Origin of the sequence: Solwaraspora sp. WMMD406 (assembly GCF_029626025.1) — a bacterium.
GTDB lineage: Bacteria > Actinomycetota > Actinomycetes > Mycobacteriales > Micromonosporaceae > Micromonospora_E.
The window spans coordinates 3264127-3288528 of the sequence record NZ_JARUBF010000001.1 but is presented as its reverse complement, the minus strand read 5'-3'; the positions used below and the strand labels follow the sequence as shown (position 1 = coordinate 3288528).

Sequence of the window (24402 nt, the reverse complement as noted above, 5' to 3'; positions counted from 1 at the left end):
GATTGGACCACGGTGGACAGACCCGTCGTACGCGAGGTTGTGGGCAGAACCCTCACCCTCTACTAGAGGCTTAGGGCTATGTCAACCACTGAACCTCTCGGGGCAACGTATGCGCACGTACCGCGTGATCCAAGGACCACAGCGGCGTGTCGCCGACGGCACCCGACCAGGTCGGCCGCAGTGCACCGTAATGTACCTTCCAGACCGACCCGTCCTGAAATCACGCGAAGGTTGGCGCCGTCACCGGATCGTCACCACGTCCGGGGCGCTGACGTCGATCACGTCACCCGGCCGCGCCAACAGTGCGTCGGCCACCCGCGCCTTCACGTCGTTGTCGGTGGCGTCCCCCCAGATCACCACCCGGTCGTTGACCAGTCGCAACTCGATGCGGGCCGGACCAGCCACCAGCAGCTCGACCAGCGACTCCCGCAACTGCGCGGTCAGCGCGCCGAGCACACCGACGGCGTCGCGCAGCAACGACTCGTCGAGTCGCGACGTCGTCACCCGGACGACCGCGAGATCCCCGGGGCGTTCGGGCACCGTCCGGAAGCCCACCCCGGCGGCGTCCACCACCAGGAACCCGTCCTCGCGTGGCACCACCGCGGCCGGCACCCGTTCGACCACTGTGATCACCAGCGTACCCGGCCAGTCGCGGCTCACCACCGCCCGCTCCACCGCCAGCAGGCCGGCGACCCGACCGGCGACCTGGTCGAGGTCGACCCGGGCGAGTGGCACGCCCGACGGCACCGCCGCCGCCGCGCGGACCTCGTCCGGAGTCACCACGCTGGTGCCGGTGACCCGCACCTGCGCCACGCCGAGCACCGATGTGCCGTAGACCACCCAGCCGCCCAGCGCCACGAGGGCGAGCAGCAGGCCGGTGACCGCGAACGGCAACGCGGCCCGCAATCGCCGCCGCCGGGCCCGACGCATGAACCGCCGTACCGACGGCGGCACCGCCTCCCGACTGGCGCGCACCAGCCGCCACCGACGGACCGGACCGGTCGCGGCGGGCGCGGCGTCCGGACCGGGCGTACCGGACCGGCCCGGCCGGTCGGCCGGACTCATCCGGCGTCGACGGCCGCCGCACCACCGAGCGCGGCGAGCAGTTCGTCTCCGAGCAGCGAGATCGGCGGCGCGCCCATCGTCACCACCACGTCACCCGGCCGGGCCCGGGTGACCACCTCGGACGACACGTCCTCCCAGGACGCGACGAAAATCTTGCGGTCGGCGGGCAGCGGCACGGCTGCGGTCAGCGCGGCCCCGCCCTCCCCCGGCTCCCGCAACTCGCCGGGGCCGAAGACCTCCATGACGATCACCTCGTCGGCGATCGACAACGCGGCGGACAACTCCGCTTGCAGGTCACGGGTCCGATAGACCCGGTACGGCTGGAACACCACCAGCAGCCGCCCGTCGCCGGCGACCTCCCGCATGGTGTGCAACGCGGCGGTCATCGAGGTCGGGTGGTAGGCGTACTCGTCGTAGACGGTCACCCCGGCCGCGACGCCCTTGCGCTCGAACCGACGGCGGACCCCGGGGAACGCGCCGAGCGCGTCCACCGCCGCCTCCAGCGGAAGACCGAGGCGCAGCGCGGTCAACACCGCTGCGGCGCTGTTGAGCCCCAGATGCCGGCCGGGAACCGGCAACCGGATCTCACCGAGCACCGCGCCGTCCAGGGTGGCCACGTACCGCACACCGGCCGCCGACGAGACGACCTCCGAGATCCGCAGGTCGGCGTCGGCCGCCTCGCCGTACGTGTGGACGGTGCGCCCTTGCGCCCGCAGCGCCTCGGTCAACTGCCGGGTGCCCGGGTCGTCGGCGCAGGTGACCACGAAGCCGTCCGGGTCGGTCAACCGGGCGAACTCGGCGAAGCCGGCGGCCAGCCCGGCCAGGTCGCCGTAGGTGTTCAGGTGGTCGGCGTCGACGTTCGTGACGATCGACACGAACGGTCGGTACAGCAGGAACGACCGGTCGCTCTCGTCGGCCTCGGCGACGAAGTAGTCGCCACTGCCGTGGTGGGCGCTTGCGCCCGCCGCCGAGATCTCCCCGCCGATGACGTACGACGGGTCCAGTCCGGCCCGCTGCAGGATCAGGGTGACCATCGACGTGGTCGTGGTCTTGCCGTGGGTGCCGGCGACCGCGATGGTCCGCCGGCCGGTCATCGCGGCGGCGAGCGCCTCGGACCGGTGCAGCACCCGCAGCCCACGCTGACGGGCGGTGGCCAACTCGACGTGATCGGCCGGGATGGCCGTCGAATAGACCACGGTGTCGACGCCGTCCAGGTTGGCCGCCTCGTGGCTCATGTGGATGGTGCCGCCGAGCGCGCGCAGCCCGGCCAGCGACGGCCAGTCCCGCAGCTCGCTGCCGGTGACCGGGATGCCCCGGGTGAGCAGGAGTCGGGCCAGGCCGCTCATGCCGACCCCGCCGATCCCGATGAGATGGACGGTCCCCAGATCCTCGGCTGACACCGTGCCGGCCGGGGCGAACTCCGTGGTGTTCACTTGGTCACCTTCCCGTCGCGGGTCATCGGGACACCGCCTCGTAGACGAAGTCGAGCAGCGCCTCGTCACCGTCCCGACGACCGTACGCCGAGGCCGCCGCGCCCATCGCGGCCAGCCGCCGCGGGTCCCGCGCCAGGGGGACGACGACCTGCTCGATCCACGCCGGAGTGAGCTCGGCGTCGTCGACCAGCAGGCCGCCGCCGGCCTCGACGACGGGCAACGCGTTGCGTTTCTGCTCCTGGTTACTGTGCGGGTACGGCACGTAGACCGCCGGCAGCCCGATCGCGGCCACCTCGGCACAGGTCATCGCGCCGCCCCGACAGACCATCAGATCGGCGGCGGCGTAGCCCAGTTCCATCTCGGACAGGTACGGCAGCGTCACGTACGGCACCGGCAGGTCGTTGGGCACCGACACCGGCTCGTTGCGGGCGCCGATGGCGTGCAGGACCTGCACCCCGGCCCGGGCCAGTTCCTTGGCCGCGCCCGACACGGCCAGGTTGATCGACCGGGCACCCTGCGAACCGCCGGAGACGAAGATCGTCGGAAGATCCGGCCGCAGCCCGAAGTGGGCGCGGGCCGCGTCCCGGGCCGCCGCCCGGTTCAACCCGGCGATCGACCGGCGCAGCGGTACTCCGACCACCCGCGCGTCGCGCAGCGACTCGGCCTGGGCCGGCTGGTGCGGGAACCCCACCGCGACGTGCTTGGTGAACTTCATTCCCATCCGGTTGGCCACCCCGGGCGGCACGTTCACCTCGTGTACCACGATTGGCAACTCCCGGCGCCACGCCGCCAGATAGGCGGGAACCGACACGTACCCGCCGAAACCCACCACGACGTCGGCCCGCACCTCGTCGAGCACCTTGCCCGCCGCGCGGGCGGCCTTGAACATCCGGTCCGGGGTTCGCACGAGATTCATGTTGACCGACCGCGGCAGCTGATGTGCGGGGATCAGCCGCAGATCGTAGCCCTGCGGTGGAATCAGCTCGTTTTCCAGGCCCTTCGGGGTGCCGAGGCAGGTGATCCGGACGCTCGCGTCGTGCCGGCGCAGGCAGTCGGCGAAGGCCAACAGCGGGTAGATGTGCCCACCGGTCCCTCCGCCTGCCAGCACCACCGACCGCAGCGGACCCATCAGCATCTCCTCTCGCTCGACTATCGCTCGACTATCGCTCGGCTCTCGCTCGGCTCTCGCTCGACTCGGCGGACGCCGGGGATCGATGCCCCGCACCCTGGATACCGTCGGCGCCGGCCGAGGCGTCGCGTCCGCGCGGAGGTACGTTAACGCCCATCGCGCCGGCGCGGCGCGCGGGGCGTCGTCGAACCACCCGACCTCGACCCCGAACCACCCGACCTCGACCCACCACCCGAGTACGCGGATCCGGCCGGATTCGCCGACCGTCCGGTCCGGCCCGCCTGGGTGCCGGTCCGGCCCGCCTGGGTGCCGACCCGGCCCGGCGGGGTGCCGGTCCGGCCCGGCGGGGTGCCACGGCGTGGGTCACCGCCGGTCATCCGGGGCTTGGCCGGATGCCGTCGGCGCGGTAAAGGCGGCAACGGGGCCCAGAGTAGCCGTACCCAGCGCGCCGGCGGGCGGGCATTGAGCGCCCGGGCCGCGTCGGGCTCCGCTCGGGCGAACGACGCCAGCATCCCGATCGCGGCCAGGGTCACCACCAGCGCGCTACCGCCGGCGGAGATGAACGGCAGCGGGATGCCGGTGATCGGCAGCAGCCCGACCACCCCACCGATGTTGATCACCGCCTGGCTGGTCAGCCAGGTGGTCGCGGCCGCGGCGGCCAACCGACGGAACGGATCGTCGACCCGGCGGGCGATCCGCAACCCGGTGTACGCCAGCACCGCGAACAGGGCGAGCACCACGGCGCAGCCGACCACGCCCAGCTCCTCGGCGACGATCGCGAAGATGAAGTCGTCCTCGGCCTGCGGCAGATAGAGCCACTTCAGTCGGCTGGAGCCCAGCCCTTCGCCGAACCAGCCGCCGTTGGCGATCGCGTACCGGGCCTGCAGCGCCTGGTAGCAGTCGTCGACGTGACACTGGTCAGGCGGGGTGAAGAACGACGTCAGCCGGTTCAGCCGGTAGTTGGGTGCGTCCTGGGTGCCCGATCCCGCCCCTTGCCACGCGGCGGCGATCAGCAGCCCGATGCCGACCAGGCCGACCGCGCCGAGCGTGGCGAAGATCCGCATGGGAACACCGGCGGCCCAGAGCAGGCCGACGACCAGCGCCAGGATGCACAGCATCGTGCCCAGGTCGTTGTAGCCGACCAGCAGGAAGAGCAGGCCGACGGCGGGGAACAACGGGATGGCCAGTTCCCGCCACTGGCCGAGCTCGGCCCCCTTGCGGGCGATCACGTCGGCACCCCAGAGCACCAGTCCCAGCTTGGCGAGCTCCGACGGCTGCAACTGGAACGAGCCGAGGTAGAGCCAGAGCAGGTCCGCTTCGATCGGGCCGATCCGGGCCGCCGGCCAGCCCGCCAGCGAAGCGAGCAGGAGCAGCCCGTTGAGTAGCAGCAGCAGGGCGACGGCGGTGCCGAGCACCACGACGCCGAGCGCGCGGAAGGTCCGACCGGGCAGCCGCTGGCAGATCCAGAACGCGATCAGACCGATCACCGCGAAGGTGGCCTGGCGGCTGAGCACGCTGAACGCGCTGCCCTCGGTGATGTACGCCTTGACGCTGGTCGCGGAGAAGACCATGGTCAGGCCGATCATCAGCAACAGCCCGCTACTGAAGATCAACAGGTAGTAGGAGGCGAGTGGGCGGGCCAGCAGGCCACGGAGCGCGGCGACGCCGCCGACCACGTCGAGCCAACCGGGCAGCGCGCCGTCACCGGCTTGGGGCTCACCGGAGACGGCTTTACCGGGTACGGGCTTGCCGGGTACGGGCTTGCCGGGCGGTCGCTGCCCGGCATCCGGACCGGAACGCCCGGCCACCGGCGGGCGAGGCTGGTCAGCGCTCATCCGGGCGGCCTCCAGTCCTGGGTCGTCGCCCCATCATCGGCGCTGCCCGGTCGTCCGGCGGGCAATCCGCGGCACCGGCGTGTCGGGCGGTCGCCGGGTCAGCGACGCGACGACCACCCTGTGCGGTCGGTCCCCCGAGCAGTCGGCCAGCCTGAGCGGTCGATCAGCCCATCACCGCGAGGAACTCGCTGTAGAACAGTCCGAGCCCGATCGCCACGCCGATGCCGGCGATGATCCAGAACCGGACCACGATGTTGACCTCGCTCCACCCGGCGAGCTCGAAGTGGTGCTGCAGCGGGGACATCCGGAAGACCCGTTTGCCGGTGGTCCGGAACGAAATGATCTGAATCACCACCGACATGGTGATGATCACGAACAGCCCGCCGATGATCAGCAACAGCAGCATCGTCCGGGTGGCCATCGCCATCCCTGCGATCAGCCCGCCGAGCCCCAGCGCCCCGGTGTCACCCATGAAGATGCGCGCCGGTGAGGTGTTCCACCACAGAAAGCCGACGCACGCGCCGGCCGCGGCACCTGCGATCAGCGCGATCTCCAGCGGGTCGCGCACCTGGTAGCAGTATTCAGCGGTGTAGTTGGGGTCGGCGCACCAGTGCCGGTACTGCCAGAACGCGATCAACGCGTACGCGCCCAGCACCATCACCGACGCCCCGGTGGCCAGACCGTCGAGTCCGTCGGTGAGGTTGACCCCATTGGTGGTGGCCATCACGACCAGGATGAAGATGACCACCGACACGGCCTTACCCACGTCGAGCGCGTCGATGTCACGGATGAACGACAGGGTGGTGCTGCCGACGGTCTCCACGTTGGTCGGACCACCACTGGCATCGGTCATGGTCGACGGGAAGTAGAGGGCGATGATCCCGAAGACCGCGCCGACCAGGATCTGGCCCAACAACTTGCCACGCTTGTTCAGACCGGCGCTGTTGCGCTTGCGGACCTTGAGGAAGTCGTCGAGGAAGCCGACCGCGCCGGAAAAGACCAGCAGGCCCAACAGGACCAAGGCGGTGATGGTCGGGCCGATCTGAGCGATCTGCTGCTCCGGCAGCGTGGTGAGGGCGAGGTGCCCGGCGACGTAGGCGATGACGGTGGCGACGATGAACACCACCCCGCCCATCGTCGGAGTGCCCTTCTTGCCCTGGTGCATCACCGGGCCCTCGGCCCGGATCGGCTGGCCGGCCTTGAGCCGGGTGAACACCTTGATCGCCACCGGGGTGCCGAACAGCGACACCAGGAAGGCTACCGCCGCGGCGACGATGACCGCCCTCACGCCGTCGCCTCCCCGGCACCGGCACCGGCAGCTGGCCCGACCGCCGTACCGTCACGCAGCGCGTCCGCGACGTCCCAGGTCCGGTAGCGGGATCCCTTCACCAGCACCACGTCGCCGTCGGTCAACTCCCGCCGCAGCAGTTCGATCGCCGCCTGTTGGTCGGTGACCAGCACCGATTCCCCTTCCCACGTCGCTGTCGCCGCCGCCGCACGATGGATCGGCGCGGCTGATTCACCTACCACCAGCAGCCGGTGCACGCCGAGTTCGGCGGCGAGCCGACCGACCTCGGCGTGACCCTCTTCCTCGAAGTCGCCGAGCTCGGCGAGATAGCCGAGGACCGCGAAGGTACGCCGTCCCGTACCGAGATCGGCCAACGATCGCAGCGCCGCCGCCGTGGACGCCGGATTGGCATTGTAGGAATCGTCGATCACGGTGACGCCGTCCGGCCGGTCGAAGACGTCCATCCGACGGGTCGACACCAGCCCCAGCTGGCCGAGCGCGGTCGCCAGCTCGACCGGGTCGGTGAGACCGAGCTCGCTCGCCACCGCCGCCGCCAGCAGACTGTTGCCGACCTGGTGCCGTCCGGTGACAGCGAGCTGGACCGGGGCCCGGCCGTGCGGCGTCACCAACTGGTACGTCGCCCGGCCGCGTACGTCGACGGCGACCTGTTCGGCCCGGACCGACGCCTGCGGATGTTCACCGGCCAGCACCACTCGGGCCCGGGTCCGGTCGGCCATCGCCCGTACCCGTGGATCGTCGGCGTTGAGCACCGCGACGCCGTCGGCCGGCAACGCCTCGACCAGCTCGCCCTTGGCGGTGGCGATCGCCTCGACCGAGCCGAATTCCCCGATGTGCGCCACCCCTACGTTGATCACCAGCCCGATCCGTGGCGGAGCCACCTCGCAGAGGTGCCGGATGTGGCCGATGCCGCGAGCGCCCATCTCCAGCACCAGAAACCGGGTGTCGGCGTCGGCCCGCAGCACGGTGTACGGGTGACCGAGCTCGTTGTTGAACGAGCCGGCCGGCGCGACGGTCGGGCCCAGCCGGGCCGTGAGCTGCGCGATCAGGTCCTTGGTCGTGGTTTTGCCGGACGAGCCGGTCAGGCCGATCACGGTCAGGTCGGGCAGCCGGTCCAACACCGTACGGGCGAGCCGGGCCAGCGCGGTGAGCGCGTCGGACACCACGATCATCGGCAGCCCGGCCGGGCCGACTCCGGTCGCGTCGTCAGCGGTGGGTGCCGGCGCGTCGCCACGGCGTACCGGACGGGTGCCCAGCACCGCGACCGCCCCGGCCTCGATCGCCGCCTGCGCGTAGTCGTGGCCGTCGACCTGGGCGCCGGGGAACGCCACGAAGAGCCCACCCGGTCCGATCTTGCGGGAGTCGAACTCGACGCCGCCGGTCACCCGCGCCGACGGATCCGCGTCGAGCAGCCGCCCGCCGGTCGCCTCGGCCACCTCGGCCAGCGTCAGCGGGATCACGAGCGACCCGCCAAGGCGGCGAACCGGGCGGCCAACGCCTCGGTCAACTCGGTACGGTCGTCGAACGGCTGGGTCGCACCGTCGATCTCCTGGCCCTGCTCGTGGCCCTTGCCGAGGACCGCGATCACATCGCCGGCGTCGGCGAGGCGAACCGCCTCGTCGATCGCGGCCCGCCGTCCGGCGATCTCCACCACGCTCACCCCCGGCACCTGGTCGGCCCCGCGCCGGACCTCGGCCCGGATCGCCGCCGGGTCCTCCGAACGCGGATTGTCGTCGGTGACGATGACGAGATCGGCGCCTCGGGCGGCGGCCGCTCCCATCGTCGGACGTTTGCCCCGGTCCCGGTCCCCGCCGGCGCCGATCAGGCAGATCAGCCGGCCTCGGCGGGCACCGCTGAGACCACGCAGGGCGGCCAGCGCGGCGACGATCGCGTCCGGTTTGTGGGCGTAGTCGACGACCCCGAGTACGGGGCCGGGTGCGTCGACCCGTTCCAGCCGGCCGGGCACTCCCGGGCAGGCGGCCACACCGGCGGCGGCCGTCGTCGGATCGACGCCGACCGCCACCAGCGTCGCGATCGCCAGCAGCGCGTTGGCCACGTTGTGCCGGCCGGGCAGGCCGACGCCGGCCTCGATCGAGATGCCGTCCGGGCCGAGCACGATGAAGTGCTGCTGGTAGCCGTCGTCGCTGATCGCGGTGGCCCGCCAGGTCGCGGCCGCGTTTCCGGCCGCCGAGTAGGTGATCGTGGTGGGCCGGCGCAGTGGGTCCAGGGCCGGATCGTCGAAGTTGAGGATCTCCACCGCACACCGGCCGTCGAACAGCCGTGCCTTGGCGGCGAAGTAGTCCGCCGGATCACGGTGGAAGTCCAGATGGTCGGAGCCGAAGTTGGTGTAGCCGCCGACCGCGAACCGCACCCCGCCCACCCGGTCCAGGGCGAGTGCGTGGCTGGACACCTCCATCACGACACCGTGCACCCCGCGCTCCCGGGCGACCGCCAGCATGGCGTGCAGGTCCGTCGCCTCCGGCGTGGTCCGGGCACTGGTGACGACCAGGTCGCCGAGCCGGGTCTCGACCGTGCCGATCAGCCCGGTGACCTGGCCGGCCGCCCACAACCCCGACTCGACCAGGTACGCGGTCGAGGTCTTCCCGGCGGTGCCGGTCAACCCGATCATGGCCAGCTGGCGGGAGGGCTCGCCGTAGACGCGTGCGGCGAGCGGGCCGAGGACGGCCCGGGGATCGGGCACCACCAGGGCGGGCAGTCCGGCCCGCGCCGCCGCGGGCGCGCCGGCCGGGTCGGTCAGTACGGCGACCGCTCCCTGCTCGGCGGCGGCCGCGACGAACTCGGCACCGTGCCGGCGGGCGCCGGGCAACGCCGCGTACAGGTCACCCGGTCGGACCTCGCCGCTGGCGTGGGTGATCCCGCTGATCTGCGGTGTGTCACCGCCGTCCGGCGGCGGCTCGACCGCGAGCGTCGCGGCGAGATCGGCGAGTGGAACCGGACGGTTGGTTCGAGGACGCGGATTGCCGGGCACGGCGCTAGACCCTACCCGGTCCGGCGGCCAGCATTGTGCAGCGGCGTACCGGTAGCGCCGCAATCTGGGTCGTTTCGTCCGTACGGGTGAGTCCGGCCGGCAGCGGGTCACCCACGGTGGTCACGGGTGTACCACGAACGCGGGTGGATCGGTGCCGGTGGGCGGCACCCGGTAGTGCAGGAGGGTGAACCGCATCATGTCGCGGAACGCCGGCGCGGACACGTCCCCGCCGCCGCCACCGGGGGTGTGTGCCATCACCGCGATCACGTACCGGGGATCGTCGGCCGGTGCCATGCCGATGAACGAGGCGACCTCGCCGGGCACGGGGCGGCCGTCGACGATCCGCCGGCCGGTGCCGGTCTTGCCGGCGACCCGGTAGCCGGGGATCGCGGCGGCGGTCCCGGTGGCGTCGGGAATCGTGGTGACCGCCTCCATGATCGTCCGCAGGGCGGCGGCGTTCTCCTCGCTGAGTACCCGCCGGGTGGTGGGCGCGTCGGTCGGGGTCCGGTCGCCGTCGGCGTCGACCACTTCCCGGATCAGCCGGGGCTGCAGGTAGACCCCGTCGTTGGCGATGGCCCCGTAGGCGGCGGCGAGCTGCAGCGCGGTGGCGTCGACGCTGTGCCCGAGCGGCACCGATCCGTGCGACGAGGCGCTCCACTCGTCCACCGGCAGGATCCGGCCGCTGGCCTCACCCGGCAGGCCGACCGCTGTGGACGCCCCGAGACCGAACTTCTCCTGGTACGCGTACACCCGCTCCGGGCCGAGCAGGTCGGCGAGCGCGATGGTGCCGACGTTGGACGAGTAGGCCATCATCCCGGCCAGGCTGGTCGGTGTACCCGCCGGCACCGGTCGGGTGTCCCGGAAGGTGGTGTCACCCTTGCGGACGGTCGGGCCCAGGTCGAGGGTGCTGTCCGGCTCGATCAGCCCCTCCTCCAGCGCGGCGCCGAACACCAGCGGCTTGTGCACCGAGCCGGGTTCGACGGTGAAGGTGGTGGCGATGTCCTGCCGGTCGGTCGGATCGCTCGACCAGGCGTCGGCGGCGTTGTAGGTGGGGTGGCTGGCCTGCGCCAGCACCTCCCCGGTCCGGACGTCGAGCACCACGGCGGCGGCGACCGAGCCGTTGCGCTGCGCGACCATTCCGCTGAGGATCCGCTGGACCTCGTACTGCAGGTCGCGGTCGATGGTGAGCACCAGGGAGCTGCCGGGCTGCGGCTCGGTCTCCTGCCGGTAGCCGCCAGGAATCTCGGCCAGTTCGAGTTCCCGGTTGCCGGTCTCGGAGATGCGTTGTCCGTTGACGCCGCGCAGGATCTCGTCGTAGCGGGCCTCGATACCTTCGAGGCCGTTCATGTCCTGGCCGACGAATCCGAGCAGGTTGGCCGCCAGATCGTTGCCGGGCACCTCGCGGCGCTCGTCGTAGTCGACGCCGATGCCCGGCAGTCCGAGCGCCATCACCTGCTCGGCGACCTCGACGTCGACGCCTCGGGCGAGCCATTCGAAGCGGGAGGGTCGACCGTCCAGCCGGGTCTGCGGCACCAGCCGCTCCAGCAGCGTCGAGCGAGGAATCCCGAGCAGCGGGGAAAGCTGGCGCGCCGTGTCGTCGGGATCGTCCACGTCGGCCGGGTCGCTGTAGACGAAGCGCGCGGCGACGCTGTGCACCAGGATGGCCTCGTTGCGGTCGTAGATGCTGCCCCGGGGAGCGGGCACGACGACCGGGGCGCTGACCCGGTCGCGGACCCCGCCGTCGGCGTACGCGGGTGCCTCGGCGACCTGCAACACGATCAGCCGGATCCCGATGACCACGAACATGGTCAGGGTCAGAAAGGTGCCCAGCCGCAACCGGCGGCGGGGATCGGCCAGCCGGGGCAGGCCCTTTCGCCGGCGCGCCGGCGGCCGGGCGAGCCGGGTCGCCGCGCCGCGACCGGTGTCGGTGTCGGTGGCCCGGCGCCGTCCGCTGGAGCCGGACCGACCGCGCGGGTCCCCGGTGCCCGACCGATCCCGTCGAGGACCTCCGGCGGACCGACCAGAGCGACCAGAGCGATCGGTCCGATCGATCCGATCGGACCGATCGGACCGGCCGCCCGAACCCGACCGGCCGGGCCGGGGATCGGCGTCGCGTACACCGCCGGAACGCCCGGACCGGTCCTGGCCGGTGCCGCGTCGGTCCGCATCGGACCGGTCCGCCGACCGCCCCGGGGTCGGCCGGTCGATGGTCGGACCGGCCGCCGACCGGCCGCCGTCGAGCACCTGCAGCGCCGGCCGGAACGGATCGCGGCTGCGTTCGGTCCGCGCGGACCGCCGCTGCTCGGCCGACTCACGGACGGTGCGCCCGCGAGGCGTGTACGCCCGGGCGTCCGCGATTCCGCCGAGTCCTGCGGCGTCACGTCCCGAGGCGTTGCGCCCCGCGCCGTCGCGCCCGCCGTCGGTGCCGCCACCCCGGCGAGCGCCGGACGGCGGCGTGCGAGCGCTGGATCCCGGCACGTCGGAGCCGCCGCGCCGGGATCCCTGCGGATCCCGGCGCGGCGGGTCGGAACGATCAGCCACCGCTGACTACCCCTGGGGGCTGGTGATCGACGGCTCGCCGGTGGCCGGCTGCGGCACCCCGATCACCCGGCCGTCCGGCAGCCGGATGAAGGCTGGCGGGCCGGACTCGACCAAGCCGAGCTTGCGGGCCTGGGCGGCCAGGTTGTTGGGTGCCTCGTGCTGGGCAATCTCCTTCTTGAGCTGCTGCTCCTTGAGGTCGAGGTGGGACTGCTCCTGCTGCAGCGTGCCCAACCGGATCGCGTTTTCGTTGATCTTGGTGTTGACCAGCAGGACACCGAGCACCCCACCGACGACGACCACCAGGATCATCGCGATGAACGGTGCCCGGGGCACCGCCACCGGCGCCGGTGGCGCCACCCGCAGCCGAGGTACGGTCTCCTCGGTCGCGGTGTCGCGGAACCGTACCGGTTCCTGGACGCTCGCCGGCTCCTGTAGCGCGGCGCTGCCCTGCGTCGCGTAGCGTCGTGCGGTATTGTCTCGTCGCTCCGTGGTCCGGCCCCCCGACCGCGGTGCGCCTGCTGTGGTTCCGCGCTGACCGACCCGCCCCGGGCGGTCGCGCTTGTCGATGGTCATTTCCCCTCCCCCTCTTCTCCCCTGCCCCGGTCCCGTACGGGGTGCCGTGGCCGGCGTCCTCCGTCCGGTCCGGATGGCCCGGGCGCCGCCGCGCCGGGCTGGTGTAGCGCCCGGACCGGGCGGGGCCGTTCGCGGGCGGCCCCGCCGGAGTCCGGTACGGCGGGACCGACGCTGGTCGCCGCCGTCTGATCGATGTGCTCGGCCGCTCGCAACCGCACCGACGCCGCGCGCGGGTTGGCGGCGATCTCCGCCTCACTGGCCGGCTCGGCGCCACGGCTGAGTAGCCGCAACGTCGGTCCGGTGCCGGGGAGCTCGACCGGCAGATCCAGCGGTGCGCTGCTGCGCGCGCGGGGTGCCAGCGTCTGCTTGGTGATCCGGTCCTCCAACGAGTGGTAGGACAGGACCACCAGGCGTCCGCCGACGCTCAGCGCGTCCAGCGCGACCGGCAGTGCCCTCCGGAGCACTGCCAGCTCCTGGTTTACCTCGATCCGTAACGCCTGAAACGTTCTTTTCGCGGGATTTCCGCCAGTACGTCGGGTTGCCGCCGGGATGGCCGACTCGACCAGCTCCGCGAGCCGCGCCGAGGAGGTGATCCGCCGCCGCTCCCGCTCCCGGACGATGGCTGCCACGATCCGGCTGGCGAACCGCTCCTCGCCGTACTCGCGCAGGATCCGCACCAGCTCACCGGGCGGGCGGTCGTTGACGACCTCCTCGGCGGTGATCCCCCGGCCCTGATCCATCCGCATGTCCAGTGCGACATCGCGCGAATAGGCGAAGCCACGGTCGGGGGCGTCGAGTTGCAGCGAGGACACCCCCAGATCGAACAGCACGCTGTCTACCTGGGAGAGTCCGAGCTGGTCGAGGACCGTCGGAAGGTCGTCGTAGACGGCATGGACCAGGTGTACGCGGTCGACGTACCGGGCCAGCCGCGCCCGGGCGTGCGTCAACGCCTCCTGGTCCCGGTCCAGGCCGACCAGGGTCGTCGCCGGATGCGCCGCCAGCACCGCCTCGGCGTGACCGCCGAGGCCGAGCGTGGCGTCGACGTGCACGGTCGGCCGGCCGCCGCGGTCGAGCGCGGGGGCGAGCAGCTCGAGACACCGCTCGAGCAGCACCGGTACGTGTGTACCGCGAAGCTCCCCCATGTCGACCCCCAGTGGCCCTGCCTGCCGTTTCGCGCCCGGTTGCTGTGTCGTCGCTCGTCGTACCGCCAGATCCCCATCCGCTCTGCCCCACCCGCCGGCCGATGGCCGGCGCCGGAAACACACGCCTGGCGCCGGGGAAGTGGCGCCAGGAGCGGGAGCGGCTGGAGATCTCGCGATACGTCGGGCGACCGGTGCCGGCCAGTGTCTTTCGCGTGAGCCACTGGCGTTCCCGGCGATGCCGGGACGGATCGGCTGTCCGCGCCCCTACAGTCCGCCGGGCAGCACCCCCTGTTCGATGTCCGCGAAGTCGCCCTCGCTGTCGGACAGGTAGGTCTCCCATGCCTGCTTGTCCCAGATCTCCACCCGGCTACTCGCCCCGATCACCACGAGGTCCCGGCCGAGACCGGCGTATTCCCGCAGGTGGACCGGGATGGTGACCCGTCCCTGTTTGTCCGGCACCTCGTCGTGCGCGCTGGCGAAGAAGACCCGGCTGTAGGCCCGCGCCGCCTTATGCGTCATCGGCTGGTCGCGCAACTGGTTGGCGATCCGCTGGAACTCGGTGGTCGGGAAGACGTAGAGACAGTGCTCCTGCCCTTTGGTGATCACGACACCTCCCGCCAGCTCGTCGCGGAACTTGGCGGGAAGGATCAACCGGCCCTTTTCGTCCAGGCGCGGAGTATGGGTGCCGAGAAACACGGCCCACCCCCTTGCCCTTGAACGGCATTTCGCGATGCCGTATCCCCCGGGGCCGGCGGGCCCTCCCGGCCCCGCCATTGCGCCCCACTGTACTCCACTTCCCTCCACCCGCAACCAAAATCGCGGCCGAAACACGCCGACGTCGGACGCAAAACCGCACGTCAATTGGGGTGGCGACAGGTGGAGGGCGAACGGGGCCCGCCGCCGGTCCGCTTTCCGACACGCATCGAGGACGCGTCGGCAAGCTCGCCGCTTCCGGCCTTTATGTCGTGAAATATGCGGTTTACCCGTCGGTGATCGACGCCGCGACGACGACCCTGATCACCGAAGGTGGAGGGAATCCGCCACGGGTGGAGGGAAGTGGAGCGCCGACCGTGCCACGGCGCCGACGGCGGACCTGTTCATCCGGGCCGGACACCGGCAACGCTTGCGTGGACCGATCCGGTGCCGGTCGGGTCCGGTAACCTCGCACGCGTGACGGACGCGAAAATGCCCCTGCGGGCAAAGGTGGCAAGCTCGGTGTCCCGCACCGCCGCGGCGCTGTCGCGGGCCGCCGGACGGGGCGACGGATCGGTGATCGGCGGCTGGATCGGCCTCAAGATCGACCCCGAGCTGCTGGCCCACCTCGCCGCCGGCCGGGCGATCGCGCTGGTCTCCGGCACGAACGGCAAGACCACCACCACCAGGCTGGCCGCGGCGGCGGTCGGCGTCCTCGGCCGGGTGGCGACCAACTCGTTCGGTGCCAACATGCCGACCGGCCACACCTCCGCGCTGGCCAAGGCCGGCGCCACCCCGTACGCGGTGCTGGAGGTCGACGAGCACTACCTGGCGCACGTGCTGGACGCCACCAACCCCCGGGTGGTCGCGCTGCTCAACCTCTCCCGCGACCAGCTCGACCGGGCCAAGGAGGTGGCGATGATGGCCCAGCTGTGGCGGGTGGCGCTCGCGGAGCACCCGCACATCAAGGTGGTGGCCAACGCCGACGACCCGATGGTCGTCTGGGCGGCCGCCACCGCCGGCTCGGTCGTCTGGTTCAGCGCCGGGCAGCGCTGGCACGACGACTCGTGGGTCTGCCCGGAATGCGGCTCGGCGATCGCCCGCGCCGACCACCAGTGGTGGTGCGCCGGATGTCCGCTGCGCCGACCCGACCCGCAGTGGGTGGTCGACGAGGACGGCGTGATCGATCCCACCGGCGCCTGGCACAAGGTCGTGCTCCAGCTGCCGGGACAGGTCAACATCGGCAACGCCGCCACCGCCCTGGCGCTGGCGGCGGAGTTCGGCGTACGGCCGGTCGACGCGGTCTCCCGGCTGGCCACCGTCACCTCGGTCGCCGGACGCTACGCCCAGGTCGTCCGCAGCGGACGCACCATCCGGCTGCTGCTGGCCAAGAACCCGGCGAGCTGGTTGGAAGCGTTCGACATGGCCGAACACGCCCCGACGCTGCTGTCCATCAACGCCCGCGACCCCGACGGGCTGGACACCTCCTGGCTGTTCGACGTGGACTTCGCGCCGCTGCGCGGCCGGCAGGTCCTCATCACCGGTGACCGGGCGTACGACCTGGCGGTCCGGCTGGAGGTCAACGACGTACCGTTCCTGCACGTGCCCACGCTCAACGCGGCGATCGCGTCGGTGCCGCCGGGCCGGCTGGAGGTCATCGCCAACTACACCGCCTTCCAGGACATTCGAGCGGAGCTGGACCGTGTCAACTGAGTCGTTCCCGGCCATCGGCCCGTCGATCGGCGGCCCCAGCGTGCTACGGCTGGTCTGGCTCTACCCCGACCTGCTCTCCACCTACGGCGACCGGGGCAACCTGCTGATCCTCGCCCGGCGGGCGCAGCAGCGGGGAATCCCGGTGGAGCTGACCGAGATCCGCTCCGACCAGCCGGTGCCGCAGTCGGCCGACATCTATCTCGTCGGTGGCGGCGAGGACGGCCCGCAGGCGCTCGCCGCCCAACGGTTGGCGGCCGACGGCGGCCTGCACCGCGCGGTCAGTCAGGGCTCGGTCATCTTCGCCGTCTGCGCCGGCTACCAGCTCCTGGGCCGGTCCTTCTTCGCCAAGGGCACCCAGTGCGCCGGCCTGGACCTGCTCGACCTGCACTCCGACCGGGGGCCCAGCCGCGCGGTCGGCGAACTCGCCGGTGACATCGACCCCCGGCTGGGGCTGCCACCGCTGAGCGGATTCGAAAACCACGGCGGGCGCACCCATCTCGGCAACGGGGTGTCGCCGTTGGCCAGAGTCACCACCGGCGTCGGCAACGACGGTGCCAGCGAAGGCGCCTGGCGGGGCAACATCCTCGGTACGTACGCGCACGGTCCGGCGCTGGCCCGCAACCCGGCACTGGCCGATCTGCTGCTGCGCTGGGCGATCGGGGCCGGCAGCCTGCCGCCGCTCAACGACATGTGGGCCGACCGGCTGCGGGCCGAACGGGCGGCCGCGATCCGTTCATGAGGCGGCTGCGGCAGGCGCTGCGCGAACCGGCGGTGGTCCGGTTCGCGGCCCTGCTCGCGCTCATCGCCGGCTGCGGTCTGCTGGTGCTGCTGGTCCCCCGGCCCGATCTGGCGGCCCTGTCCGGTCTACCGGACCGGCTCGGCATGGCCGCACCGGTGCTGGCCGTACTGGTCGGCGCGCTGCTGCTGACCGTGCTGGTGCCCCGCACCTTCATCACGTTGACCTGGGGCGCGCTGTTCGGCCCGGTGGCCGGCGCCGGCTACAGCCTCGCCGCGGCGACGCTGGCGGCGCTGATCGGCTTCGGCGTCGGCCGGTGGCTGGGGAGGGAATACGTCGCCAGCCGTACCTCGGCGGCACCAGCGGGTGGCCTCGCCGGCCGGACCGGGCGGGTCCGGCTGCGGCTGGCCCAGCTCGACCGGTGGTTCACCACCCAGAGCGTGCTGGGTGTGGTGACGGTCCGGCTGTTGCCGGTCAGCGGCTTCGGAATGGTCAGCCTCGGCTACGGCACCACCGGGGTCCGGCTGACCCCGTTCCTGATCGGCAGTGTGCTCGCCTCGGCGCCGACCGCCGTCGGCTACGCGGTGCTCGGCGCGGCGGTGGTCGCCCCCGGCGAGGTCAACTGGCTGGCCGCCGCGCCGGCCGGGTTGGGTGCGGCGGCCACCGTCGTGCTGCTGCTTCGCTGGCGCCGGGCGGTGCGCGCCAGTGCCGCCGCCGCCCGGGTACGAGACGGCGAGGTCACCTCGCCGACGTGACCGGGCCGGATCGAGTCGACGCCATCACGGCCGCCGCGACGTCGACCGGCACGGGTTGACGTGGCGACGCCGCTCAGGGCACCACGCTGACCATCCGGCCCGGGACCACGATCACCTTGCGTGGCGTACGGCCACCCAGGTGCTCGGCGACGGCGGCCAGCGCGGCCGCCCGTACCTCCTCCTCGGCGACCTCGGCCGGCACCTCCACCCGCCCCCGGACCTTGCCCGCCACCTGCACCGGGTAGGTCACCGACGCGGCCCGAAGCAGCGCCGGATCGGCCACCGGGAAGTCGACGTACGTCAGTGAACCGGAGTGTCCCAGCCGCTGCCAGAGCTCCTCGGCGACGTGCGGGGCGAACGGCGCAAGCATCAGCACCAGCGGCTCGGCCACCTCGCGGGGCGTCGCCGGCAGCCGGGTCAGTGCGTTGGTCAGCTCGATCAGCTTGGCGATCGCGGTGTTGAACCGCAGGTCGTCCATGTCGCGGCGGACCCCGTCGATCACCCGGTGGGTCAGCCGGCGCAGGGGTTCGTCCGCCGGGTCGTCGGTCACCCGAGAGGCCCCGGTCTGCTCGTCGACCAGCGCCCGCCAGACCCGCTGCAGGAACCGGTAGGAGCCGACCACCGCCCGGGTCTCCCACGGGCGGGACACCTCCAGCGGACCCATCGACATCTCGTACACCCGGAAGGTGTCCGCGCCGTACGCCTCGCACATCTCGTCCGGGGTGACCACGTTACGCAGGCTCTTGCCCATCTTGCCGTACTCGCGGTCGACCGCGACGTCGCCGTGGAACCAGCCGCCGTCGCGCTCGACGACCTGAGCCGCGTCGACGTAGGCACCGCGCGGGTCGGTGTACGCGTACGCCTGGATGTAGCCCTGGTTGAACAGCCGGCGGAACGGTTCGACGCTGGACACGTGCCCCAGGTCGAACAGCACCTTGTGCCAGAACCGGGCGTACAGCAGGTGCAGCACGGCGTGCTCGACACCGCCGACGTACAGGTCGACACCGCCGCAGTCGGTCGCCGACGCCGCTCCCATCCAGTACCGCTCGTTGGCCGGGTCGACGAAGGTGTCGTGGTTGGTCGGGTCGGCGTAGCGCATCTCGTACCAGCAGGAACCGGCCCACTGCGGCATCGTGTTGGTCTCCCGCCGGTAGCGGCGCCGGCCGGTCGGCGCACCCGGCACCCCGGTCAGATCCAGTTCCACCTCGGCCCACTCGCCGGCCCGCGACAGCGGGGTCTCCGGGTCGGAGTCGGCGTCGTCGGGGTCGAAGGTACGGGGCGAGAAGTCGTCGACCTCGGGCAGTTCCAGCGGCAGCATCTGCTCCGGCAGCGCGATCGGCAGCCCGGTTTCGTCGTAGACGATCGGGAACGGCTCGCCCCAGTAGCGTTGCCGGCTGAACAGCCAGTCCCGCAGCCGGTAGGTGACCGCGCCCCGACCGTGGCCGCCCGCTTCCAGCCAGTCGATGATCCGGGCCTTCGCCGCGCCGATCGGCAGGCCGTCCAGGAACTCGCTGTTGATCGCCGGGCCGTCACCGGTGTACGCCTTACCGGTGAAGTCCTCCGGCGGCGCCACCGTCCGTACGATCGGCAGGTCGAAGACCTCGGCGAAGTCCCAGTCCCGCTCGTCCTGGCCGGGCACCGCCATGATCGCCCCGGTGCCGTAGCCGGCCAGTACGTAGTCGGCGATGAAGACCGGCAGCTGGTTACCGTTGACCGGGTTGGTGGCGTACGCGCCGACGAAAACGCCGGTCTTGTCCCGCCCCTCGGCCTGCCGGTCGGCGTCGGTGCGGCTGGCCGCCTGCTTGCGGTAGGCCTCGACGGCTTCCCGGGGGGTGGGGTACCCGCCGGTCCAGGCCGGTCGGGTGTCCGTCGGCCAGGCCGCCGGCACCAGATCGTCGACCAGCGTGTGTTCGGGTGCCAGCACCATGTAGGTGGCACCGAACACGGTGTCCGGGCGGGTGGTGAAGACCTCGATCGGCGCGGCGGCGGTCGGGAAGGTGATGTGCGCGCCGGTGGAGCGGCCGATCCAGTTGCGCTGCATCAGCTTGATCGGCTCCGGCCACTCCAGCAGGTCCAGGTCGTCCAGCAGCCGGTCGGCGTACGCGGTGATCCGCATCTTCCACTGCCGCAGGTTGCGTTTGAAGACCGGGAAGTTGCCCCGCTCCGAACGGCCGTCGGCGGTGATCTCCTCGTTGGCCAGCACGGTGCCCAGGCCGGGGCACCAGTTGACCGGTGCCTCGGAGATGTAGGCCAGCCGGTGACCGTCGACCAGTTCGCGGCGCTGCCGGGAGTCCAGCTCGGCCCAGGCCCGACCGTCGGGGGTGGACCGCGTGCCGGATTCGTACTCGGCGATCAGTTCGGCGACCGGTCGGGCCTTGCCGGCCGCCGGGTCGTACCAGGAATTGAAGATCTGCAGGAAGATCCACTGGGTCCAGCGGTAGAACTCGACGTCCGTGGTGGCCACCGACCGGCGGTCGTCGTGGGCCAGGCCCAGCATGCGCAGCTGGGCCCGGTACCGCTCGATGTTGGCCTCGGTGGTGGTCCGTGGGTGCTGGCCGGTCTGCACCGCGTACTGCTCGGCGGGCAGGCCGAACGCGTCGAAGCCCATGGCGTGCAGCACGTTGCGGCCGGCCATCCGCTGGTAGCGGCCGTAGCAGTCGGTGCCGATGAAGCCCAGCGGGTGACCGACGTGCAGCCCGGCCCCGGAGGGGTAGGGAAACATGTCCAGCAGGAAGAGCTTCTCGGCGTCGGCCCGGGGGTGTGTCGGATCGGCCAGCGGACCGGCCGGGTTGGGCGCGTGGAACGTACCGTCCTGGTCCCAGCGCCGCTGCCACCGGCGTTCGATCTCACTGGCCATCGCAGCGGTGTACCGGAACGGAGGGGTGTCCGCCGCGGTCGTCTCGACTGCCTCGCTCATCGTCGGTCGCCACCTCAAGGTCTGGTCGTGGGCTGTCGTTCGTGGGCATGAAAAAACCCCTCACGCAGGAGGGGGTCGCCGTGCTGCCGCCCGAGGATCGATAGCCGGAGATCGGCTCGGTCGGATCGCTCGCTAGCGGATCAGCACGGCCGGGGAAGGAGCAGGAAGGCGCCGGCCATGCCGGTAGTGTACCCCCCGCCGCAACCGATGTTCCGCCCACCGCCCTCAGGGTGGCGGCGACGAGCCGGGCCGACTCTCCACCGCATCGGGGGGCGTACCGGTGGCCAGGGCGTCGAACCGGCTCTCCGGCGCCATCGGCGTGCCGGATCGGTACGCGGCCCTGGCCAACGCGTACCCGCCGACCGGAGCGGTGATCATCTGCAGCAGGATGGCCAGGACGATGACCACGGCGGTACGCGGACTGGGGATCAGCACGAGTACGCCGAGCAAGATCATGATCAGGCCCAGGCTGGCCGCCTTCGCGACGGCGTTCATCCGGTTGTAGATGTCGGGTAGCCGCAGCATCCCGAGCGCGGTGATCGCGATCAGCAGGGTGCCGGTGCCGAGAAACGCGCCGGCGAGCAGGTCCCATCCGGTCAACGACTTCTCCGTTCCACGAGCCGGGCGAGCGCTACCGTGGCCAGGAACCCGACCAGGGTGGCGGTGAGCACGATGTCGAGCAACGCGGCGGTCCGCAGCCGCGCGGCGAGCACCGCGACCGCCGCGATGAACACGAAGAATCCGAAGTCGACGGCGGCGGCCCGGTCCGCGTCGGTCGGTCCGATGATCAAGCGGACGATCGCCGCGAGCATGGCCAGGGCCAGCACGCCGAGTACCAGATCGAGCGGGCTCATCGGGGACCCTCCCACGCAGGGCCGGGCTCGGCCGCGCCCGCCGCCGGATCGGCATCATCGGCACCCGCCGCCGGATCGGCATCATCGGCCACCGGCCGCAACGCCGGCAGCATCCATTCCTGGAGACGGCTGAGTTCGGCACGGAAACGGGCCGGGTCCTCGGCATGCATGCCGTGCACGTACAGGGTCGGCGGCTCCTCGCGAATCGCGACGGTCAACGTACCGGGGGTCAGACCGACCGCGAGCGCCATCAGCACGACCTCGCTGCGGGTCCGGGTACGCAGCGGGAACTCGACGATTCCCGGAGACAACCCGCTGCCCGGAGTCACGATCTCCCGGGCGACGACCAGATTGGCGATCACCAACCGGGCCGTGAAGTAGCCGAGGAAGCGCAGCACCCGTCCGGACCGCCACACCACCCGGCGCGGCAAGCTCCGCCATCGCCGCCGGGTCGGGCCCGTTCCGGAGCGGTACGGCAGGCGAGTCATCGACGGGTCACCGCCTCGACGTACCGGCTGGTGTCGACCAGCCCGTCGGCGGCGGTGGTGGCGAGGTCGAGCAGCGGTTGGGCGGCCGGGCCGAGCAGCAGGCTGAGCCCGGCGAGCGCCAGCGCGGGCACGGTCAGACGCAGGCCGACGCGGGCCGCCGTACGGGCCGGGGCGACGACCGCGACCCCGGTAGCCGACGCGGCCGGCTCGGCGTCCGGACCCGGCTCGGCATCGGCACCCGGCTCGGCATCGGCACCTGGCTCGGCGTCCGGACCCCGCTGGCTCGACTCCGCCGCGTGGCCGTGGGCCGGCCGGCCCGATTCCGGTAGCTCATCGGGCGGCTCGCCCCAGAACGCCAGATCCCAGACCTTGATCATGGATATCAAGGTGCCCAGGCTCACCACCAGTGCCACCACCATGATCAGATAGCTGCCCTGCTCCGTTGCCGCTCGCAGGATCAGGAACTTGCCGACGAAGCCGGAGAAGGGTGGCATGCCCGCCAGCGACAGCCCGGCGGTGGCGAACGCCAACCCGAGCAACCGGTGCGGCCAGGCCAGTCCACCCAGTCGGTCCAGTCGGTCCGTACCGTAGCCGACCACCACCGCTCCGGCGCAGAGGAACAACGCGGACTTGACCAGGATGTACTGCACCAGGAAGAAAACGGCAGCGGTCAGCGCGGCGGGACTGAACAAAGCCAGCCCGATCAGGACGTAGCCGACCTGGCTGACCATGTGGAACGCCAGCACCGATCGGATCGACGACTCACCGAGCGCCCCGAGCACGCCGACCACCATGGTGACCACGGCGACCGCCCCGATCAGCCAGCCGTAGTCGGTCGCCCCGTCGTACATGACGGCGACGATCCGGACGATCGCGTACACCCCGACCTTGGTGAGGATGCCGGAGAAGAGGGCGGTCACCGCTGGCGGCGCATACGGGTAGCTACGCGGTAGCCAACTGTGCAACGGCACCAGCGCTGACTTGATGGCGAGGGCAAGCAACACGACAGCACCGGCCAGGGCCACGGCGGAAGAACCGGCGGGAGAACCGGCCGATGAACCGGCGGCGGCACCGGCCAGTTCGGCGAGGCTGACGGTGCCGGCGACGGCGTAGATCAGGCCGACACCGGCCAGGAAGATCGTCGACGCCAGGAGGTTCACGGTGACGTACACCCGGCCCGCGACGATCCGCCGCCGGCCGCCGCCGGTCGTCAACAGCACGTACGACGGCACCAGCATGACCTCGACCATGACGAAGAGGTTGAACAGGTCGGCGGCGAGGTACGCACCGTACGCGCCAGCGGACATCGTCAGCGACAGCGGCACCAGGTACGGACGGCGGTCGTCACCCGAGCCGCTGGCGAACACCCCGTAGGTCAGGCTTACTGCTGCGGTCACCGCGATCATCAGCGCGCTGAAGGTGTCCGCCGCCAGGGTGATGGCGATACCGGCCGGCCAGTCGCCGATCCGTTCGGCGAACACCGTGCCGTCGCTGGTCGCGATGACCAGCACCACCGCGTACCCCCCGATCACGGCGCTGGTGGCGATGCCGGCGACCCGGTGCACCACCAGCCGGTACGGCGCCGCCAGCAACAGTCCCGCCAGCACCAGCGGCAGCGCGATCGGCAGCACCAGCAGGGTGGAGTTCATGACGCGCGCTCCGCGCCGTCGGCCGGGCGAGCGCGGCGGACGTCGTCGGCCGGGCGAGCGCGGCGGACGTCGTCGGCCGCCGAGTCGGCGGGATCGTCGGCGGTCACGTCCGGTGCCGTCAGCACCGGCTCCGGACCGGAACCGCGATCGGTGGGCCGACCGTCGGCGTCCGGGCCGGGTTCACCCAGCTCCAGGTCCGGGCAGTACGGATCGGGCCGGTGGGCGAGGGCCAGGCCCAACAGATAGATGGTGATGCCAAAAGTGATCACGATCGCGGTCAGCGCGAAGGCCTGTGGCAGCGGATCGGCGGCCTCGCTCAGGTCCGACTCGCCGAACGGGGCTTCCCGTCGATGGAGGCCGCCGGCGGCGATCAGCAGGATGTTGACCGCGTGTCCGAGCAGAACGAATCCGATGATCACCCGGATCAGTCCACGGTGCAGGATCAGATACACCCCGGCAGCGGTGAGCAGGCCGATCATCAGTGCCACGATCATCGGCCGGGCACCTCCCCCGCAGCCGGCCGGGCACCGCTGCCGGCCGCTGCGGCACCGTCATCAGCCGCCGCAGCACCGTCATCAGCCGCC

The 24402-nt window shown here is 71.9% G+C and carries 18 protein-coding genes and 2 pseudogenes; 3 read left to right on the top strand and 17 right to left on the bottom strand.

The genetic code is table 11. The features are described from left to right. Positions 1–240 precede the first annotated feature (240 nt). The 11 genes and pseudogenes from O7632_RS14735 to mraZ all read right to left on the bottom strand — a co-directional run bounded on the left by O7632_RS14735 (position 241) and on the right by mraZ (position 14709). Positions 241–1065, bottom strand: a complete 825-nt coding sequence (locus O7632_RS14735; RefSeq protein ID WP_278114867.1) for an FtsQ-type POTRA domain-containing protein — start codon at positions 1063–1065, stop codon at positions 241–243. After that, entirely contained in the window at positions 1062–2498 is a 1437-nt protein-coding gene (gene murC / locus O7632_RS14730; protein ID WP_278114865.1) for a UDP-N-acetylmuramate--L-alanine ligase, read from the bottom strand. Before murC ends, O7632_RS14735 begins: the two co-directional genes overlap by 4 nt. A 22-nt stretch (positions 2499–2520) precedes the next feature. Continuing rightward, entirely contained in the window at positions 2521–3627 is a 1107-nt protein-coding gene (gene murG / locus O7632_RS14725; protein WP_278114864.1) for an undecaprenyldiphospho-muramoylpentapeptide beta-N-acetylglucosaminyltransferase, read from the bottom strand. A gap of 395 nt (positions 3628–4022) precedes the next feature. Continuing rightward, positions 4023–5462: pseudogene (locus O7632_RS14720) on the bottom strand (putative peptidoglycan glycosyltransferase FtsW); the annotation flags it as partial. A gap of 163 nt (positions 5463–5625) precedes the next feature. After that, positions 5626–6750 carry a phospho-N-acetylmuramoyl-pentapeptide-transferase gene (gene mraY / locus O7632_RS14715; RefSeq protein ID WP_278114862.1) on the bottom strand — a complete coding sequence of 375 codons (1125 nt, stop codon included), beginning with the start codon at positions 6748–6750 and terminating at the stop codon, positions 5626–5628. Then, positions 6747–8228, bottom strand: coding sequence for a UDP-N-acetylmuramoyl-tripeptide--D-alanyl-D-alanine ligase (murF, locus tag O7632_RS14710; protein ID WP_278114860.1), 1482 nt, complete (start codon positions 8226–8228; stop codon positions 6747–6749). Before murF ends, mraY begins: the two co-directional genes overlap by 4 nt. Then, a complete protein-coding gene (locus O7632_RS14705; RefSeq protein WP_278114858.1) occupies positions 8225–9757 on the bottom strand; it encodes a UDP-N-acetylmuramoyl-L-alanyl-D-glutamate--2,6-diaminopimelate ligase in 1533 nt (510 codons plus the stop codon). The genes murF and O7632_RS14705 overlap by 4 nt, the downstream gene beginning before the upstream one ends. 120 nt (positions 9758–9877) lie before the next feature. Beyond that, positions 9878–12298 carry a penicillin-binding transpeptidase domain-containing protein gene (locus O7632_RS14700; protein ID WP_278114856.1) on the bottom strand — a complete coding sequence of 807 codons (2421 nt, stop codon included), beginning with the start codon at positions 12296–12298 and terminating at the stop codon, positions 9878–9880. Positions 12299–12304: 6 nt separating this feature from the next. Continuing rightward, positions 12305–12871: a hypothetical protein gene (locus tag O7632_RS14695; RefSeq protein ID WP_278114854.1), complete on the bottom strand. Its 567-nt coding sequence runs from the start codon at positions 12869–12871 to the stop codon at positions 12305–12307. Further along, positions 12868–14013, bottom strand: coding sequence for a 16S rRNA (cytosine(1402)-N(4))-methyltransferase RsmH (gene rsmH, locus O7632_RS14690; protein WP_278114852.1), 1146 nt, complete (start codon positions 14011–14013; stop codon positions 12868–12870). Before rsmH ends, O7632_RS14695 begins: the two co-directional genes overlap by 4 nt. 264 nt (positions 14014–14277) lie before the next feature. Continuing rightward, a complete protein-coding gene (mraZ, locus tag O7632_RS14685; protein WP_278114850.1) occupies positions 14278–14709 on the bottom strand; it encodes a division/cell wall cluster transcriptional repressor MraZ in 432 nt (143 codons plus the stop codon). Between the two features lie 489 nt (positions 14710–15198). Here mraZ and O7632_RS14680 point away from each other — a divergent pair, with 489 nt between their 5' ends. Genes O7632_RS14680 through O7632_RS14670 form a run of 3 tightly spaced genes read left to right on the top strand, consistent with a single transcriptional unit; the run spans position 15199 to position 17910 of the window. Further along, a complete protein-coding gene (locus O7632_RS14680; RefSeq protein ID WP_278120051.1) occupies positions 15199–16419 on the top strand; it encodes a MurT ligase domain-containing protein in 1221 nt (406 codons plus the stop codon). A gap of 25 nt (positions 16420–16444) precedes the next feature. After that, a complete protein-coding gene (locus O7632_RS14675) occupies positions 16445–17158 on the top strand; it encodes a glutamine amidotransferase (protein WP_278120049.1) in 714 nt (237 codons plus the stop codon). Beyond that, positions 17155–17910: a VTT domain-containing protein gene (locus O7632_RS14670; RefSeq protein WP_278114849.1), complete on the top strand. Its 756-nt coding sequence runs from the start codon at positions 17155–17157 to the stop codon at positions 17908–17910. Before O7632_RS14675 ends, O7632_RS14670 begins: the two co-directional genes overlap by 4 nt. Before the next feature lie 73 nt (positions 17911–17983). On the opposite strand, the gene leuS is transcribed toward O7632_RS14670, so the two are convergent. The 6 genes and pseudogenes from leuS to O7632_RS32235 all read right to left on the bottom strand — a co-directional run. Beyond that, the gene (gene leuS / locus O7632_RS14665; protein ID WP_278114847.1) at positions 17984–20827 is read right to left on the bottom strand and encodes a leucine--tRNA ligase; all 2844 of its coding nucleotides are present in this window, start codon (positions 20825–20827) and stop codon (positions 17984–17986) included. Positions 20828–21052: 225 nt separating this feature from the next. Beyond that, complete coding sequence (gene mnhG, locus O7632_RS14660; RefSeq protein WP_278114844.1) at positions 21053–21427, bottom strand: monovalent cation/H(+) antiporter subunit G; 375 nt, start codon at positions 21425–21427, stop codon at positions 21053–21055. Continuing rightward, positions 21424–21681, bottom strand: a complete 258-nt coding sequence (locus O7632_RS14655; RefSeq protein ID WP_278114842.1) for a monovalent cation/H+ antiporter complex subunit F — start codon at positions 21679–21681, stop codon at positions 21424–21426. Before O7632_RS14655 ends, mnhG begins: the two co-directional genes overlap by 4 nt. Beyond that, positions 21678–22169, bottom strand: coding sequence for a Na+/H+ antiporter subunit E (locus tag O7632_RS14650; RefSeq protein WP_278114840.1), 492 nt, complete (start codon positions 22167–22169; stop codon positions 21678–21680). Before O7632_RS14650 ends, O7632_RS14655 begins: the two co-directional genes overlap by 4 nt. Continuing rightward, positions 22166–23818, bottom strand: a complete 1653-nt coding sequence (locus O7632_RS14645) for a proton-conducting transporter membrane subunit (RefSeq protein WP_278114839.1) — start codon at positions 23816–23818, stop codon at positions 22166–22168. The genes O7632_RS14650 and O7632_RS14645 overlap by 4 nt, the downstream gene beginning before the upstream one ends. Positions 23819–24048: 230 nt before the next feature. Continuing rightward, a pseudogene (locus tag O7632_RS32235) lies at positions 24049–24312 on the bottom strand (NADH-quinone oxidoreductase subunit K); the annotation flags it as partial. Positions 24313–24402: the final 90 nt, after the last annotated feature.

Coding starts and splice junctions, on each gene's coding strand:
- O7632_RS14735 (WP_278114867.1), bottom strand. CDS start 1,065: ATGAGTCCGGCCGACCGGCCGGGCCGGTCCGGTACGCCCGGTCCGGAC.
- murG (WP_278114864.1), bottom strand. CDS start 3,627: ATGGGTCCGCTGCGGTCGGTGGTGCTGGCAGGCGGAGGGACCGGTGGG.
- O7632_RS14695 (WP_278114854.1), bottom strand. CDS start 12,871: ATGACCATCGACAAGCGCGACCGCCCGGGGCGGGTCGGTCAGCGCGGA.
- rsmH (WP_278114852.1), bottom strand. CDS start 14,013: ATGGGGGAGCTTCGCGGTACACACGTACCGGTGCTGCTCGAGCGGTGT.
- O7632_RS14680 (WP_278120051.1), top strand. CDS start 15,199: ATGCCCCTGCGGGCAAAGGTGGCAAGCTCGGTGTCCCGCACCGCCGCG.
- O7632_RS14670 (WP_278114849.1), top strand. CDS start 17,155: ATGAGGCGGCTGCGGCAGGCGCTGCGCGAACCGGCGGTGGTCCGGTTC.
- leuS (WP_278114847.1), bottom strand. CDS start 20,827: ATGAGCGAGGCAGTCGAGACGACCGCGGCGGACACCCCTCCGTTCCGG.
- O7632_RS14655 (WP_278114842.1), bottom strand. CDS start 21,681: ATGAGCCCGCTCGATCTGGTACTCGGCGTGCTGGCCCTGGCCATGCTC.
- O7632_RS14650 (WP_278114840.1), bottom strand. CDS start 22,169: ATGACTCGCCTGCCGTACCGCTCCGGAACGGGCCCGACCCGGCGGCGA.
- O7632_RS14645 (WP_278114839.1), bottom strand. CDS start 23,818: ATGAACTCCACCCTGCTGGTGCTGCCGATCGCGCTGCCGCTGGTGCTG.